At 69.8% G+C, this 16,221-nt stretch carries 9 protein-coding genes and 1 CRISPR repeat array (1 of these 10 only partly in view); of the genes, 6 read left to right on the forward strand and 3 right to left on the reverse strand.

Annotated features, from left to right (window positions below; genetic code table 11):
* Positions 1 to 130: direct repeats of the CRISPR family, unit length 32 nt; unit sequence GTCGCGCCCCACGTGGGCGCGTGGATTGAAAC (it extends 2,440 nt beyond the left edge of the window).
* 166 nt (positions 131 to 296) lie between these two features.
* The 3 genes from recC to recD are packed head-to-tail and all read left to right on the forward strand — an operon-like array spanning position 297 to position 9,444.
* The gene (gene recC / locus ASD55_RS01975; protein WP_082542617.1) at positions 297 to 3,971 is read left to right on the forward strand and encodes an exodeoxyribonuclease V subunit gamma; all 3,675 of its coding nucleotides are present in this window, start codon (positions 297 to 299) and stop codon (positions 3,969 to 3,971) included.
* The gene (locus tag ASD55_RS01980) at positions 3,968 to 7,579 is read left to right on the forward strand and encodes a UvrD-helicase domain-containing protein (protein WP_056763354.1); all 3,612 of its coding nucleotides are present in this window, start codon (positions 3,968 to 3,970) and stop codon (positions 7,577 to 7,579) included. The genes recC and ASD55_RS01980 overlap by 4 nt, the downstream gene beginning before the upstream one ends.
* Positions 7,576 to 9,444: an exodeoxyribonuclease V subunit alpha gene (recD, locus tag ASD55_RS01985; RefSeq protein ID WP_056763356.1), complete on the forward strand. Its 1,869-nt coding sequence runs from the start codon at positions 7,576 to 7,578 to the stop codon at positions 9,442 to 9,444. Before ASD55_RS01980 ends, recD begins: the two co-directional genes overlap by 4 nt.
* Before the next feature lie 21 nt (positions 9,445 to 9,465).
* Here recD and ASD55_RS01990 read toward each other — a convergent pair whose 3' ends face one another.
* A complete protein-coding gene (locus ASD55_RS01990; RefSeq protein WP_200946065.1) occupies positions 9,466 to 9,618 on the reverse strand; it encodes a DUF3309 family protein in 153 nt (50 codons plus the stop codon).
* A gap of 397 nt (positions 9,619 to 10,015) precedes the next feature.
* Here ASD55_RS01990 and ASD55_RS01995 point away from each other — a divergent pair, with 397 nt between their 5' ends.
* The 3 genes from ASD55_RS01995 to ASD55_RS02005 are packed head-to-tail and all read left to right on the forward strand — an operon-like array spanning position 10,016 to position 14,583.
* On the forward strand, positions 10,016 to 12,451 hold the full coding sequence (locus ASD55_RS01995) for a TonB-dependent receptor (protein ID WP_056763359.1): 2,436 nt from the start codon (positions 10,016 to 10,018) through the stop codon (positions 12,449 to 12,451).
* Positions 12,452 to 12,454: 3 nt separating this feature from the next.
* Positions 12,455 to 13,462, forward strand: a complete 1,008-nt coding sequence (locus ASD55_RS02000) for an alpha/beta hydrolase (RefSeq protein WP_056717421.1) — start codon at positions 12,455 to 12,457, stop codon at positions 13,460 to 13,462.
* A gap of 56 nt (positions 13,463 to 13,518) precedes the next feature.
* Positions 13,519 to 14,583, forward strand: coding sequence for a glycerophosphodiester phosphodiesterase (locus ASD55_RS02005; protein WP_157598746.1), 1,065 nt, complete (start codon positions 13,519 to 13,521; stop codon positions 14,581 to 14,583).
* A gap of 52 nt (positions 14,584 to 14,635) precedes the next feature.
* Here the strand turns inward: ASD55_RS02005 and ASD55_RS02010 are convergent, their stop codons facing one another.
* Positions 14,636 to 15,205, reverse strand: coding sequence for a hypothetical protein (locus tag ASD55_RS02010; RefSeq protein WP_056763362.1), 570 nt, complete (start codon positions 15,203 to 15,205; stop codon positions 14,636 to 14,638).
* A 159-nt stretch (positions 15,206 to 15,364) separates the two neighbouring features.
* Positions 15,365 to 16,189, reverse strand: coding sequence for an NADPH-dependent 7-cyano-7-deazaguanine reductase QueF (gene queF, locus ASD55_RS02015; RefSeq protein WP_056763363.1), 825 nt, complete (start codon positions 16,187 to 16,189; stop codon positions 15,365 to 15,367).
* Positions 16,190 to 16,221: the final 32 nt, after the last annotated feature.

Raw genomic sequence — 16,221 nt, forward strand, 5'->3', positions numbered from 1 at the left:
CGAAGTCCTCGCAGGAGGATGCTAGCCAGCGGTCGCGCCCCACGTGGGCGCGTGGATTGAAACCTCCCAGCGCAGCGTGACCTCGCGCTTGCCGGCGGGTCGCGCCCCACGTGGGCGCGTGGATTGAAACACCGAGTTCGGCGTCTAGCAGGTCGGCAGTCAATGGGTGGCGAGCCAACTGGATGTACGGGAGGGATGCGCTGGCCAACTTATTTGTCCCATTGCAATACCGATCGGTGCTAGTGATGATCAGTGAGATGGATCTGGTCATCCGGTGAACTCCAGGAGTCGAGGTAGTGACGGCAGTGACGGCAGCAGGTGGCGAAATTCGCGAGGTGGAGGGGGAGCGGCAAACCACCGGGCTGCTGATCTATCGGGCGAGTCGGCTGGAGAAGCTGCTCGATCCGCTGGTGCAGTTGCTGGCGGTCACCCAGCCGGACAACGTGCTGGCGCCGCAGACCATCATCGCGGCGCATCCGGGCATGCGGCACTGGTTGAACGGGGCGCTGGCGCGCAAGTACGGCGCGGGCGGGATCGCCGCGAATCTCGACATCCTGCTGCCCAGTCCGTGGATCGATCGACTGGCGCGGCAGCAGCTGGGCCAGCGTGCGGTGTCGTTGCCGCGCTACCAGCGCCAGCACCTGCGCTGGAGCATCCATGAAGTGCTGGGTGGCGACGTGGCGGCGCTGGGCATCAGCGATGCGCGGATCACCAGCTACCTGCGCGCCGACGGCACGCATCCGTCGGGCGGCGTGGCGGATCAGGCGCGCCGTCGCTTCCAGTTGGCCGACCGGCTGGCGCGGATCTACTCGCAATACCTGGTGTATCGCCCGGACTGGTTGCGCGGCTGGGAGCGCGGCCACTTCAGCCTGGTGACCGGAAACGCCGCCGAGCCGGTGCTGGCGTCCACCGAGCAGCGCCTGCTGGCGCCGCTGTGGAAGCATCTGCATGACCGGCTGGGCGCCCATCGCGGTGACGTGGTCGGTGACCTGATCGAGCAGCTTGGTCGCGTCGAGGCCGACGGCGAGGCGCTGCACGTGTTCGGCGTCAGCCACCTGGCGCCCTCCGAGCTGGCGGTGTTGCGCGCGGTGGCGCGGCATCGGCTGGTCGCGTTGTATGTGCCCGATCCCTGCCGCGAATACTGGGGCGGGCTCGGCCGCACGCTGCCCGCGCTGCGGCTGCAGGGCGCCGAGGAACAGGCGCGGCTGGACGCGGCCGAAGGCAACGACTACTGGGCGGACCAGGCGCATCCGCTGCTGGCCAGCTGGGGGCGCATGGGCCAGCACTTCATCATGGAGCTGGCCGCGGGCGAGGGCGATGTGTTGTCCGACGTGCGCCATCGCGAGGATGAGCAGGCGCTGCACGGGATGAATCGTCTGCAGCGCGTGCAGCAGGGCATCCGCGCGCTCGATCCGTCGCTGATGAACGTGCGGCTCGACACGCCGATCGATCGCGCCGCGCGCGCCGACGCCTCGCTGCGCGTGCACAGCTGCCACACCCGCCTGCGCGAGCTGGAGGTGCTGCGTGACCAGCTGCTGGATGCGATTGCCGGTAGCGATGCCGACGGCCAGCCGATCCGTCCCGCCGACATCGTGGTGATGGCGCCGGACATCCAGGCGTACGTGCCGCTGATTCCCGCGGTGTTCGGCGTGGCCGGCCATGCCGGCGGGCTGTTGCCGTACCAGCTGGCGGACGTGGCGGTGTCGCGCAGTCATTCGCTGTTCGGCGCGTTCCGCAAACTGCTGGACCTGCCCGGCACGCGGGTCACCGCGCCCGAGGTGGTGGACCTGCTGGCGGTGCCGGAAATCTGCCGACGGCTGGGCCTGGACGCAGCCGGCGTGGACGAGCTGGCCGAATGGCTGAAGGCCAGCCGGGTGGCGTGGGCGCTCGATCCCGCGTTTCGCGCGCGCTTCGGCGTGCCGCCGATCGCCGAGCACACCTTCGGCTGGGCGATGGATCGCATGCTGGCCGGCTACCTGATGGCCGACGCTGCCGAGGCCGAGCGGCAGCCGTCGGTGCATCTGCCCGACGGCACCGAGCTGGCGCCGCTCACCGGCATCCACGGCCCGGCTGCGGGTTACCTGGGCGCGCTCGATCATCTGCTGCAGGAAGTGCAGACGCTGTGCGACCTGTCCGCCGAAACGCGCCGCGCCAGCAGTTGGGCGAGCGAACTGGAGCGCCGCTTCGAGGCGCTGTTCCGCATCGATCCGATGGATCGGGCGGCCCGCGATGCGCAGGCGATGGTGCTCGGTTTCATCCGCACCATCACCAGCGAGCCGACGGCCGCCGACGAAGACCCGCTGCTGCACTTCAGCGTGGTGCGTGACCTGCTGGTCGAGCGGCTGTCCGCCGTGCCCGAGCAGCAGCGTTTCCTGATGGGAGGCGTCACCTTCTGCGGCATGGTTCCGCAGCGCGCGATCCCGTTCAAGGTCGTCGCGGTACTCGGCCTCAACGACGGCGACTTCCCCCGTTCGGGCAGCGACGCGGGGCTGGACCTGATGGCGCGCTATCGCCGCCTGGGTGACCGCGACGTGCGCAGCGACGATCGCTACCTGTTCCTGGAAACCCTGATGTCGGCGCGCGAACGCCTGCACCTGAGCTACATCGGCGAAGGAGTGAAGGACGGCAAGCCACGCAATCCGGCGCCGCCGCTGGCCGAACTGCTGGCCGTGCTGGATGCGGCCGCGGGGCTGCGTCCCGACGACGACGAGGCCGACCGGCCGTGGCTGCTGCGGCATCCGCTGCAGCCGTTCGACAGCCGCTACTTCGACGCCGGCGATGGACGGCTGTTCTCCTACAACGCGCTGTTCGCCGGCATGCATGGCCGCGGCGACCAGGCCGATGTCGCGCCGTTCCTCGACCACGGCGGTACCGCGGGAATCGATCCCGGCGCGACGATCGCCCTGCGCGAACTGCATGCTTACTATCGCGATCCCGCCAGGCAGCTGCTGGAACACCGCATGCAGGTCAGCCTGGACGCGCTCGCCGACGATCGCCTGCCGCAGGACGAACCGATCGAGGCGAGGTTCGCCGCGCTCGACACGGTGGCCAGGAAGCTGTTCTTCAACGACGCGCTGCCAGGCTGGCCGCATGCGACGTGGCCACCGGCCACCGCGCCGGACTGGCTGCGCCTGGGTGGCGTGATGCCGCCAGGCCGGGCCGGCCAGCAGGCCTGGCAACAGGAAAGCGCCGTGGTCGGCCTGTTGCTGCAGGAAGCCGCGAAGCTGCCCGGTTTCGAACACGCGGCGCCGGCCGGTGGCAGTTGCGGCATCGATGTGTTGATCGGCGGCTACCGCGTGACCGGCCAGGTCACCCACGTCCATCGCGGCAGCATTGACGACGGCGAATGCTGGCAATTGCTGCGCGTGTTCGGCGGCAGCGGCGACCGGCTGAAGAAGGAAGCGGAGCTGGGTTTCCGCGAGCGCGTGCCGATGTTCCTCGACTGGGCGCTGCTGCGCCTGCACAGCGCCCGCGCGGGTGGAACGCTGCCCGCGCTGCGGCTGCGTCCACTGCTGGACGGCGACGAGCGCCCCTGGCAGGACGGCATCAACGACTGGGACGCACGCTTCATGGCGGCCGATGGCGCCGGGCGCGCGGCGCTGCTCGGCGAACTCGAACGGCGCCTGCAACGGTTGCTGGGCTGGTGGCTCGAGGCGCAGTCGGCGCCGCGCTGGTACTTCCCGAAATCGGCGTGGGCGGCGATCAGCGAACGCATCTATCCGAAGAAGCGCACCAGTCGTTCGGGTGACGTCGAGGCCGCCAACGAGCCGGCGCGGATCGACATCGGTTCGAGCTGGATCGCCGGTCATGGCGGCGTGGGCGAACGCGATTACGCACCCGGCTACAGCCACCTGCTGGCCGGTGAGGTGGACTTCGCCGAGGGCAGCGCGGAGATGGCCGCGCTGGCGGAATTTGCGCTGACGCTTTATCGCTGCATCAGCTTCGACGCCAGCACCGAGGTGTCGGCATGAGCACGGCGGCGGTCATCGACTGGCGCAGCCTCGACCTCGCCGAGGGCGGGCGCAGCCTGATCGAGGCCAGCGCCGGCACCGGCAAGACCTGGACCATCGCGGTGCTGTATCTGCGATTGCTGCTGGAGCGGCAGCTGTCGCCGCGGCAGATCGTGGTGACCACGTTCACCGACGCGGCCGCGCAGGAGCTGCGCGAACGCCTGCGCGGCAAGTTGCAGTGGGCAGTGCTGCGTGCCAGCGAGGACCTCGCCGAAACCGACGACGCCGGCAGCGACGGGCAATGGCTGCGCGCGCGCTGGCAGCACGATGCCGAGCTGCGCGTGCGCGATCTGCAGCGCCTGCGCCTGGCCCTGGCCGAGATGGACGTGGCGCCGGTCAGCACGCTGCACAGCCTGTGCCGGCGCATCCTGGCCGATCATCCGTTCGCCTGCGGCGTGGCCTTCGTGATGGGCGACATGGTTCCCGGCGAAGCGCTGCTCGACGAAGTGGCCGCCGACCTGTGGCGGCGCCTGCAGCAGGCCGATGGCGACGACCCGCTGGTGATGCTGGCCGCGCAGGCGGGCGACGAGCTGAGCCTGGCACGACTCACCCGGCGGCTGAAGGTCTGCCTGGCGCCCGGCGTCAGCGTGAAGATGGCATCGGCGGCCGAAGTCGACGCCGCGCTGGACCCGGCGTGGGCAGCGCGGCTGCGCGCCGTCGTCGCCGACGGCACGCATTTCCGCAAGGGCTCGCTGTTGCCGGGATACTGGAGCGAGCTGGCCGACTTCCTCGACGACCGCGCGCGCATGCCTGGCGCCAAGGCGTGCGCGGGGCTGAAGGAAGCCACCGCCCTGACCGGCGTGCTCAAGGGCAGCAAGGACAACGGCGAGCTGATCGCGCTGGCGCGGTTCGCCGAGCGCTGCGCCGAAATCATCGAAAGCCTGCGCGCCGGCTTCTGGCACGAGCTGGCCGCGCTGGCCCGCGCGGAAATGCGCTCGCGCCTCGCCGCGCGCCACCAGCTGACGTTCGACAGCCTGATCCAGTCGGTCGGCGACGCGCTGGCCGGCGAAGCGGAGCGCGCCGGCGATCGTCCGCTGGCCGATGCCCTGTTCAAGGCGTGGCCGGTGGCCCTGGTCGACGAATTCCAGGACACCGACGGCCAGCAGTACGGCATCCTCGATGCGATCTACCGCGGGCGCGACGGCGGCACCCGCGGCCGGCTGGTGATGATCGGCGATCCGAAACAGGCGATCTACCGCTTCCGTGGCGGCGACATCCACGCCTACCAGCGCGCTGCCTCGGCGGTCGACGCGACGGGCCGGCTGACGCTGGACACCAACCATCGTTCCAGCGCGGCCCTGGTCAGGGCCTTCAACCAGTTCTACGCGGTGGGCGGCACGGCGCTGGATGCCGCGGGCGAGAGTCGCATCGCCTACGAAAGGGTGAAGGGGACCGAACGGCGCGCCGGCCAGCCGTACACGATCGATGGCGAACCCTGCACCGCGCCGCTGGTGATCCACTACCGCAGCGATCCGCCGTCGTCGCAGCCGGCGCGTCGGGCCGAGGCACTCGAGGTCTGCGCGAACCAGATCGCCGCCATGCTGCAGTCGGGCGCGCATCGCATCGGCGGCGAACCGGTGCAGCCGTCGGACCTGGCCGTGCTGCTGCCCACCGGCAACGACATCATCAGCCTGCGCGATGCGCTGCGCGAACGCGGCGTGCCCTGCGTGACTTCCTCGCGCAGCAGCGTGTTCGACACCGAGGTGGCCCGCGAGCTGCAGATCGTGCTGTACGCGATCGCGCATCCCGCCGAACTGGGCGCGTTGCGGGCGGCGGTGGCCACGCGGCTGTGGGGCGCCAGCTTCAGCGAGCTGCAGCGCTGGGGCGACGACGTGGCGCAATGGCAACCGGTGGCGGACACCTTCCGCAACTGGAGCCAGCAGCGGGCCGAACGGGGCATCCTGCACGTGGTCGGCCAGCTGATCGACCGCCTGGCCGCGCGTTACCTGCAGACCATGGCCGGCGAGCGGGTGCTGACCGACCTGCGCCACCTCGGCGAGTTGCTGCAGGCGCAGAGCGAGCAGCTCACCGGCATCGAGGAATTGCTGGCGTGGCTGAAGCAGTGCCGCGAGGATGGCGCGGCCAGCGACAACGACGCCGCCGATGCGGCGCAGCTGCGCATCGAATCGGACAGCGCCCGGGTGCGCCTGATGACGCTGCACGCCAGCAAGGGCCTGGAGTTTCCCATCGTGTTCCTGCCGCTGATGTGGAATCACGGCGAACGTCCGGGTGACGGCATGTACGTGGTCAACGATCCGCGCAGCGGGCAACGCCTGGCCGAATTCTCCGCCGCGGCCAGGGCGCGCGAGGCGCAGGACCTGCAGGACGAACGTTTCCGCGTGCTGTACGTGGCGCTGACCCGCGCCATCCACGCCTGTCACCTGTTCGCCTTGCCGCCGCAGCGGCCGGCCAGCGCCAGCAGCAAGACGCCCGCCAGCGGCACGAAGCGCAGCGCGCTGGACGTGATGCTGGAACGCATCGATCCCGCGCTGGATTCGGCCGAACTGCGGGAGCAGACGCCGAATATCCGCTGGATCGACGGCTGGCATCCGCTGGTGCGACACGACTTCAGCGGCGCCGTCGCGCCCGCCATTGAGCGTCACGCGCGCCCGCTGCCGCCGCCGCGCTCCGGCCCGCTGGAGGCGAAGCACAGCTTCACCACGCTGACCCAGGGCGAGCATCGCGACGCGGTGAATCCCGGCGCCGCCGCCGGCGACGAGGATGCAGCGGGCAACGTCGAGCTGGCCGATGCCGACGCCGTGGCGGCGGTCGAGCAGCCTTCCCCGATGGCGGCGGCGGAAGCCCATCACGGCCTGCTCGCCCTGGCCGCGGTGCGCGGCACCGATTTCGGCAACGCGGTGCATGCGGTGTTCGAGCATCGCGAGGTGGGCGCGCCGATGTCGGCGCAACGCGAGCTGATCGCCCAGTGCCTGCGCGACGCCGGCGTGCGGCGCAAGGACATCGAGCAGTCCGCCCTGGTCGACCTGCTGGTCAGCCGCATCCAGGAGGCGCTGGACGCGCCGCTGGGCATCGCGGCGTATCCCGCGTTGTGCCTGGCCGATCTTGCCGCGGCCGATCTGCGCGCCGAGATGGGCTTCCACTTCGCGCTGGATCGCGTGTCGATGCCACGCCTGCGCGCCGCCTGCGCCGCCCATGGCGAAGCCGAGCTGGTGCCGGCCAGCCAGCGCGTGCTGAGCGGCCTGATGAACGGCAAGATCGACCTGATCTTCCATCACCACGGGCGTTATCACGTGCTCGACTACAAGGGCAACTACCTGGGCGACACCCTGGCCGACTACGCGGGCGAGGCCTTGCGCGCCCAGATGGACGCCAGCCACTACCGCTTCCAGGCGCTGCTCTACACCGTCGCGGTGGATCGCTATTTGCGGCAGCGGCTCGGCGCGGATTACCGCCGGGAAGAACAGCTGGGCGAATGCGTTTACCTGTTCATCCGCGCGGCGGGGCTGGCGCCCGACGCGGGCATCTGGCGGCATCGCTTTTCTTCCGAGCTGCTCGACGCGGTCGGCGAGGTGCTTGCCTCCGGCTCGGCCAGCGCGGAGGTCGCATGAACACGCCCGCACGCAGTTACCACTTCCGTCGCCTCGCCGGCGACGTCGCGCCGCCCGACGCGTGGCGCATGCTCGACGCCACGGTGGCGCGCTGGGTGCTGGCGCACGGCGGCTCGCCGTTGCTGGCGCGGATCGCCGGCTGGGCCAGTCATGCGGAAGGGCATGGCGACAGCGCGTTGCTGCTGAACGGCGAGGCGGCGGCGCGCCACGGCATGCGGGCCTGCTCGGACGAGGACATCGCCGCGTTGCGCGCCGAGCCGATGGTGGCGCTGGCCGGCGACGGCGACGCTGGCGGCACGCCCTTCGTGCTCGATCCGCCGCACTTCTACCTGCGCCGCAACTACCTGCATGAAACCGCCGTCGCCCGGCATGTGCGCCAGCGCCGCGCGTCGCCGCTGCCGGCCGGCGAGGTCGATCCGGCGGCGATCGACGCGCTGTTCCATGGCGACTCCGACGAGCGGGTGCAGCCGCAGCGCCAGGCTGTCGCCCAGGTGCCGGGCAAGCGCCTGTTCGTGCTGACCGGCGGCCCCGGCACCGGCAAGACCACCACCGTGCTGCGCATGCTGATGATGCTGATCAGGGAACGCACCGCGCGGATGCGGGCGGCGCCCACGATCCGCATCGGCGCGCCCACCGGCAAGGCCGCGCAACGCCTGTCCGAGTCCCTGCGCGACGGCGTCGCACGGATGCGAGCCCAGGCGGATGCCGCCCGCGATTTCGACTGGCAGGCGCAACTCGACGGCGCGCTGGGCGCCGAGGCCAGCACCCTGCATCGGTTGCTGGGCAGTCGTGGCCGGCATGGCGGTTTCGTCCACCACGCCGACAACCCGGTGCCCGCCGACATCGTGATCGTGGACGAGGCCTCGATGGTCGACCTGGCCATGCTGCGCAACCTGCTCGACGCGCTGCGCGAGGACGCTGCGCTGATCCTGGTCGGTGACGCCGACCAGCTCACCTCGGTCGGCACCGGCTCGGTGCTGCTCGACCTGGTCGGCGCGATGGAAGCCGAACATGCGCCGGACCTGGTGCGCCTGAGCCACAGCTTCCGCGCCGACCAGTCACTGGTGCCGATCAACGAGGCAATCCGTCGCGGCGACGCGGACGCGTTCGCTGCCGCGTGGCGCGCCGCCGGCGACAAGGCGCTCCGTCGCCCGCTGGCCGACGCGCAGGATCTGGCCCGGGCGCTGGCGCGCTGGAGCACGGCGCTGGCCGCGACGCTGCAGGAGGCGGGCGCGCTCGACGTGGTGGCAAAAGCCGACCAGCGCGGCGTGCTGGCGGCGCTGGATGCGTTGCGCCAGCGCCAGTTGCTGTGCGCATTGCGCGAGGGCGAGTTCGGCGCCGCGACGGCCAACGCGATCATCGAGCGCAGGCTGAAGAGTCGCCTGGGCGTGGCGCCGGATGACGAGTGGTATCCCGGCCGCGCGGTGATGATCACCCGCAACGACTACACCGCCGGCCTGTTCAACGGTGACGTGGGCCTGTGCCTGCGCGACGAAAACGGCAACCTGGCGATCTGGTTCGAAGTGACCGTGCAGGGCGCCGCCGCGATCGATGGCGAGACGCTGGCCACCGGTGCGGCCCATCACGCCGGTCGCCGCGCCGTCGCTTTTTCGCCGGCCGGCCTGCCCGAACATCAGGGGGCATTCGCGGTGACCATCCACAAGAGCCAGGGTTCCGAATACGACCACGTCGCCGTGCTGCTGCCGCCGGACCCGCAGCATCGCATCCTGTCGCGGCAGCTGCTGTACACCGGCATGTCGCGGGCCCGGCAGGGCGTCGAGTTGTGGGCTGCCGACGCGGCCTGCGACACCGCGCTGGCCACGCCGGTGCGTCGTGCCAGCGGACTGGCCGCGCGCATCGCCTGACGCGCGCGGCCGAGTCCGCGGTCAGAACACCCCGAGCAACCAGAGCACCAGCACGATCACGACGAGCAGGCCCAGCCCGCCCACCGGACGGTAACCCCAGGAACGGCTGTAGCCCCAGGTCGGCAGCGCGCCGATCAGCAGCAACACGAGGACGATGACAATCAGCAGTGACAGGGACATGTGATGCTCCTTGGTGTGCGCGCCCCCGATGGGGGCCGCGGCCACCGCGGTGAGGCGGTGCAGGCAGACCATCGCAGGCGCGTGGTGGATGTACCGTCAAGCGGCGCGGCCCGGGTGATCACGAGGCAGTCACGGCAGCGCTCGCGGGTGCCACGATTTCCCGGCCAGCGTCGCCAGCGCGAACGGCACGCCGCTGCCGCAACGCAGCAAGCCTGTCGCGCCTCGTCCGTAGTAGCTTGCGTGGCAACGGGGCTGCAATCATCGACCCCGGGGGGACGGACGTGGCGACAGGTGGGGCGGGCCCGGTCAGCGGGACATGTGCCTGTCATGCACGGACGACAATAATGAAACGCCGCCTTCGCTGGCGGCTCGCGCATTTCCTGGGGAAATCATGTCGAATCCGAATCCGCGTGCTGACGCCCTGGCGTCACCTCGCAACTGGTTGTCCTGGTCGATCCGCTGCCTGCTGCTGGGGCTGGCGCCCATGGCGGTGCAGGCGCAACAGGCGGGCGACGCGCCGGTGCCGGCGGACAGTGCGCCGTCGGTGGCCAACGCGATCAACCTCAACCGGGTCACCGTGACCGCGCAGAAGCGCGAGCAGCAGGTGGTCGACGTGCCGATCTCGATCTCGGCGTACTCCGACGACTTCATGCGGCGCTTCGGCATCAGCGACGTGGAGACGCTCAGCCGCTACGTGCCCGGCGTGCAGGTGCAGGTGCAGAGCCCGAACAACCCCGGCATCGCGGTGCGCGGCATCACCACCGACGATGGCGCGGCGACGGCGGCCAGCCGCGTGTCGATCTTCCAGGATGGCGTGGACATCAGCCGTTCGCGCGGCTCGATGGTGTCGCTGTTCGACATGGACCGCGTCGAGGTGCTGCGCGGGCCGCAGGGCACGCTGTTCGGCCGCGGCGCCGAGAGCGGGGCGATCTCGCTGATCCAGAACAAGGCGCAGGCCGGCAACTCGGGCGGCTTCCAGAGCGAGTTCGGCAACTTCTCCAGCCGCAAGCTCACCGGCTGGATCAACACGCCGATCTCCGACAACGTCTTCGCCCGGGTGGCGGTGCACAACGCCTACCACGACGGCTACGTCGAGAACCTCAGCGGCGGCCGGCTCAGCGGCGAGGACACCAAGGCGATCCGCGCCAGCCTGCATTTCAATGTGGGCAGCGGCAGCGGCATCGACCTGATCGCGAACTACCAGCGCGACACCCCGCCGGGCACCGACTTCCACAGTGGCATCGTGCCGAACCGCTACGGCTCGACCGACGTCTACGGCGCGGCCGATCTCGATCACGGCGACCAGCTGGGGCTGCGCCGCAAGGTCTACGGGCTCACCGCGATCGGCGACTTCGCGCTGAGCGACAGCTGGCGGCTGTCCAGCACCACCGGCCTGCGCAAGTTCAATTCGCTGGAGAAGTTCGACGCCGACGGTTCGCAGGTCAACATGCTGAACTTCGCCGAGCATTCGAAGAGCCACCAGCTGAGCCAGGAGCTGCGCCTGAACTACGACGCCGGCGGCAGCTTCACCGGCTTCTTCGGCGCCAACTATTTCTACGAGAACGGCAGCGAGGCGGTGCCGTTCAGCACCGACGAACGCAGCCTGCTGCTGCAGCTGCTGGCGCTGGCGCCGACGCTCGACGGGCTGTCCGACTCCACCCGCCAGCTGATCGCCCTGCTGGGCCCGGCGCCGCCGCTGCTCGACGCCAACTACCAGCCGAACCAGCCCTATAGCGCGATCCCGCTGCTCGGCGTGCCGCTGAACACCAACGAGCAGGAGGCGTATACCAACTACGGCCGCACGCGCTCGTACGAGGCGTTCGCCGACGGCACCTGGCGCATCAATGACCGCTTCGACATCACCGGCGGCCTGCGGGTGAGCCGCGAGGAGCAGGCCGGCGCCTACCAGGTCACCAACGCCTCGCCCGCGTCTGGCATCGGCACCACGCTGGCGCTGTTCGGCGCGGGCTTCAACGGCGTCACCGGACCGAACAACCTGTTTGTGCCGACCAACGGCCGGCTGCACAACGAACACGACAGCACCTCGGTGGTCGGCCGCCTGATCGGCAGCTTCCACATCAATGAGGACACCAACAGCTACCTCAGCGTGTCGCGCGGGCGGCGGCCCAACGTGCTGGCCTTCAACGTCAACGAGGCGGGCACCGGCTACGACAAGGTGGTGCTGCCGGCCGAGACCATCCTGAGCTACGAAGTGGGCCTGAAGGGCGAAGGCGACGGTGGCCGTTTTGCCTACGACCTTTCCGCGTTCTATTACGACTACAACAACTTCCAGAGCACCGCGTTCCAGGGCGGCCGGCTGCTGACGCTCAACGCCGGCCGCGCCAGCGTGCCGGGCTTCGAGGCCTCGTTGCAGCAGGCATTCAGCGATCGCTTCAGCGGCTTCTTCAACTACAGCTATCTGCACGCGCGTTTCGCCGACAAGGACAACCAGGGTCGCCAGCAGGGCTACGCCGGCAACCACCTGCGGCTGGCGCCGGACCACACCGTGGCGATCGGCGTGCAGTGGAACCAGCCGCTGGCGGAAGGTCGCAACCTGTACGTGCGGCCCAGCTACACGTGGCGCTCGAAGATCTATTTCGAGGACAACAACAATCCCGCCTATGTGCAGCCGGCGTATGGCCTGCTGAACCTGCGCGCGGGGGTCACCTTCGACAAGGGACGCTGGGATCTTTCGGTGTGGGGCGCCAACCTGCTCGGCAAGAAGTACCTGGTGGATGCCGGCAACGTGGGCGAGAACTTCAACCTGGCCACCTACATCCCCGGCGCGCCGCGGACCTTCGGCATCGGCATCAGCGGCAAGTTCTAGCCGATGCGCAAGCGTCGCATCGTGCTGGCGGTGGTGCTCGCGCTGGGCGCCGTCGCGGCGCTCGGGCCTCGCGCAAGGAAGCGCGAGCTGACGGTGACGCTGCCGCCAGTGCCCGATGCACCGCAGCGGCTGCAGGCCTGGGTGGACGCCCACGAGGCCGCCCAGCCGGGCATCCGCCCGGACAACCAGGCGCGCATCGTCTGGGCCGATCCGCAGCATCCGGCGCGCACCGCCTGCGCCATCGTCTACCTGCACGGCTTCGGCGCCAGCCAGGGCGAGGGCGCGCCGGTGCATCGCGAACTGGCCCGCGATTTCGGCTGCAACCTCTACCTCAGCCGGCTGCCCGGCCACGGCCTGGCCGCGGCGGACGCGATGCGCGGGCTGGATGCGCAGCAACTGGTCGACGGCGCGGCGCGGGCGCTGGCGATCGGTCACGCACTGGGTGACCGGGTCATCGTGATCGGCACCTCGATGGGCGGTGCGCTGGCGATGCAACTGGCCGCGCAACAGCCGCAGGCGGTGGACGCGCTGGTGCTGTGGTCGCCACTGGTGCGCGAACGCGACGACCGGCTGGCGCCGATGTTCTGGCCATGGGGCGGCACCTTTCTGCGTTATGCCTACAACCACGGCGACGAGGTGGTGCCGCAGACGGGTGATTCGGCGTACTGGTCGAAGGCGATCCACATGGACGGCTATCGCAGCGTGGCGGTGCTCAGCCGCAGCGTGCTCAACCCCCGCATGTTCGCGAAGATCCATGCGCCGGCGTTCGTGGGCTACTACTACCGCGACGAGAAGAACCAGGACCCCACGGTGTCGGTGCCGGCGATCCTGGGCATGTTCGACCAGCTGGGCACCGCGGCGAAGTATCGACGCAAGCAGGACTTCCCCGATGCCGACGCGCACGTGATCGCCTCGTCGGTGTATTCGAAATCGGTCGAGTCGGTGCACCGGCGCAGCCGCGACTTCCTGCACGACGTGGTCGGGCTGCCCTATGCGGGCGGCGGACACTGAGCGGAGCCACCATGCATCGCCTATGCTTCGCCATCGCCGTTTTCTGTGGAGTGTTCATGCCCGTCGTCGCCACCGCCGCCGAGAAGCCGCTGGCCGAAAAAGTGCTGGTGATCGGCCACCGCGGCGCCAGCGCCCTGCGTCCCGAACACACGCTGGCCTCGTATGAAAAGGCCATCGTCGACGGCGCCGACTACGTCGAACCGGACCTGGTGATGACGAAGGACGGCGTGATGGTGGCGCGCCACGAGAACGAGATCGGCAGCACCACCGACGTGGCCAGCCATCCGGAATTCGCCGCCCGCAAGACGCGCAAGACCATCGACGGCCCGGCGGTCGACGGCTGGTTCAGCGAGGACTTCACCCTGGCCGAGCTGAAGAGGCTGCGGGCGCGTGAGCGGCTGCCCAAGCTGCGCAGCACGCAGTATGACGGCCAGTTCCCGATCGCCACGCTGGACGAGATCATCGCGTTCGTGGCGGCCGAATCGGCAGCGCGCGGGCGCGTGATCGGAATCATCCCGGAGATCAAGCACGGCACTTACTTTCGCGGCATCGGTCTGCCGATGGAAGACAAGCTGCTGGCCACGCTGGCCGCACACGCCTATACGCGCACGGCGCCGGTGGAGATCCAGTCATTCGAGATCGGCAACCTGCAGTACCTGCACGGCAAGCTGGCCGACGGCACGCACGGCAACGTCCGGTTGCTGCAATTGCTGGGCGATGCCGACGAGCAGCCGTACGACGTGGCCGCCGCGGGCGGCAAGCTCGACTACGGGCAGATGATGACGCCGGCCGGGCTGCGCACCATCGCCACCTACGCGAACGCGATCGGCCCCAGCATCCGCGCGATCATCCCGCTGAAATTCGACCACCTGCTGGGCGAGCCCACCGCGCTGGTGCACGACGCGCACGCCGCCGGCCTCGAGGTGCATCCGTACACGTTCCGCCCCGAGAACTATTTCCTGCCGCTCGACCGGTGGCAGGGCATCGATCCGCGCAACTTCAACGAGGCCGGTTCGATCGCCGAGATCCGCACCTATCTCGCCACCGGCATCGATGCGTTCTTCACCGACGACCCGGCGATCGGGCGCAAGGCGCTGGACGGGATGGACAACAGCAAGTGAGAGGACTGAGGGGAGAGAGAACAACTCTCGCCCCTCGTTCCGGCCCGGATCTTCAGCGGGCGGCGATCTGGAACTGCTGCTTCGTCACCGGCTTGCCGTCTAGCGAGATCTCGACCTGGTACTTGCCGGCCGGCCACAGGTCGGGGTTCTGCACCTTGAACGTGGTGATCGCCGGGCCATCGGTGGCGATCGACTGGCTGATGTTGCTGACCAGCTGGCCCTGGCCTTCCAGGTAGCTCCACTTCGCGTTGAGCGTGGCGCCGCCGGTGCGGCCTTCGGTGGCGACGCTGGCGTAGATCGCCTTGTCGTTGCTGGCAAAACTGTCGCCGGGGCGGGTGACCTGGTGGTCGGCGTTCACCGCGCTGCCCAGGGTGAGCTTGGCCACGCTGAACGGCGTGGGCGGCGGCAAGGTGGAGGCGGCAACCGCGATGCTGGCGGCGGTGGCTGGCGCCAGCGCGCTGGATGCCGCCGGTGAAACGGGCGCCTGCGCCACCGGTGCCGTGGAAGCCGGCGCCGGCGTGGGGGCGGGCGCAGGGGGCTCGCTCTTGCCGCAGGCGCTCAGCAGCAGGGCGCCGGCGAAGGCGACGCTGCAAAGCGCACCGGAACGCGGGAAGGATGTCATGCAGGTTTTCATGGGAACTCCGCTGTCGATCACGTGGCGGCGACCCGTCGCGGGTGTGGCCAGCGCAGCGAGGCTAGCTCGACGGATCTGAAGCGCCGATTACCGGGAGTTGCCGCGGCCGCTGAACTTTCACGCGGCGGCCACGCCCCGCGCGGACAGCTACTGGCGCACCGTGCGCGGATTGCCCGGCGTGGCCGGCGTGCTGCTGCGGAACGGGTTGATGTCCAGCCCGCCGCGGCGGGTGTAGCGCGCGTACACGCTGAGCTGCCGGGGTGCGCAGCGCTGCGTGAGGTCGACGAAGATGCGCTCCACGCACTGCTCGTGAAACTCGTTGTGGGTGCGGAACGAGACCAGATAGCGCAGCAGGCCCGCATGGTCGATCGGCGCGCCGCGATAGGCGATCTGCACGCTGCCCCAGTCGGGCTGGCCGGTGACCGGGCAGTTCGAGCGCAACAGGTGCGAGACCAGGGTTTCGGCCACCGGCGTCGCCGTGGCGTCGGCCTGCAGGAAGTCCGCGTCCGGCGGTCCGTAGCTGTCGATGGCGATGTCCTGCTCATCGAGCAATTGGCCGTCCAGAACGCTCACCGGCAGGCTGGCGCCGCCGGCGGCATGCAGCCGCACGTTCACCACGGCTCCCGCCGCGGCGGACAGGTCGTGCAGCAAGGTGTCGGTGAGGCTGGCCGCATCGGCGATGCGTTCCTGGGCGAAGCCGTTGAGATACAGCTTGAACGACTTCGACTCGATGATGTTGGGCGAGGCCGCCGGCACGTGGAACTCGGCCAGCGCCACCTGCGGCTTGCCGCGCAGGTCGAGCCACGACAACTCGTAGGCGTTCCAGATGTCCACGCCGTGGAACGGCAGCACCTCGCCCAGGCCGATCTCGGCGCGCTTGTCGGCGCGGGGGATCGGAAACAGCAGGCCGGGATCGTAACGGTCGGCGTAGACGGTGTCCTTGCCGAGCGGGGAATGTTCGGGAGTGCTCATGCGGTGGAGTTTAACTGCTCGCGCTCTGCGTT

Source organism: Rhodanobacter sp. Root561 (genome assembly GCF_001427365.1).
In the GTDB taxonomy this organism is placed as follows: Bacteria; Pseudomonadota; Gammaproteobacteria; order Xanthomonadales; family Rhodanobacteraceae; genus Rhodanobacter.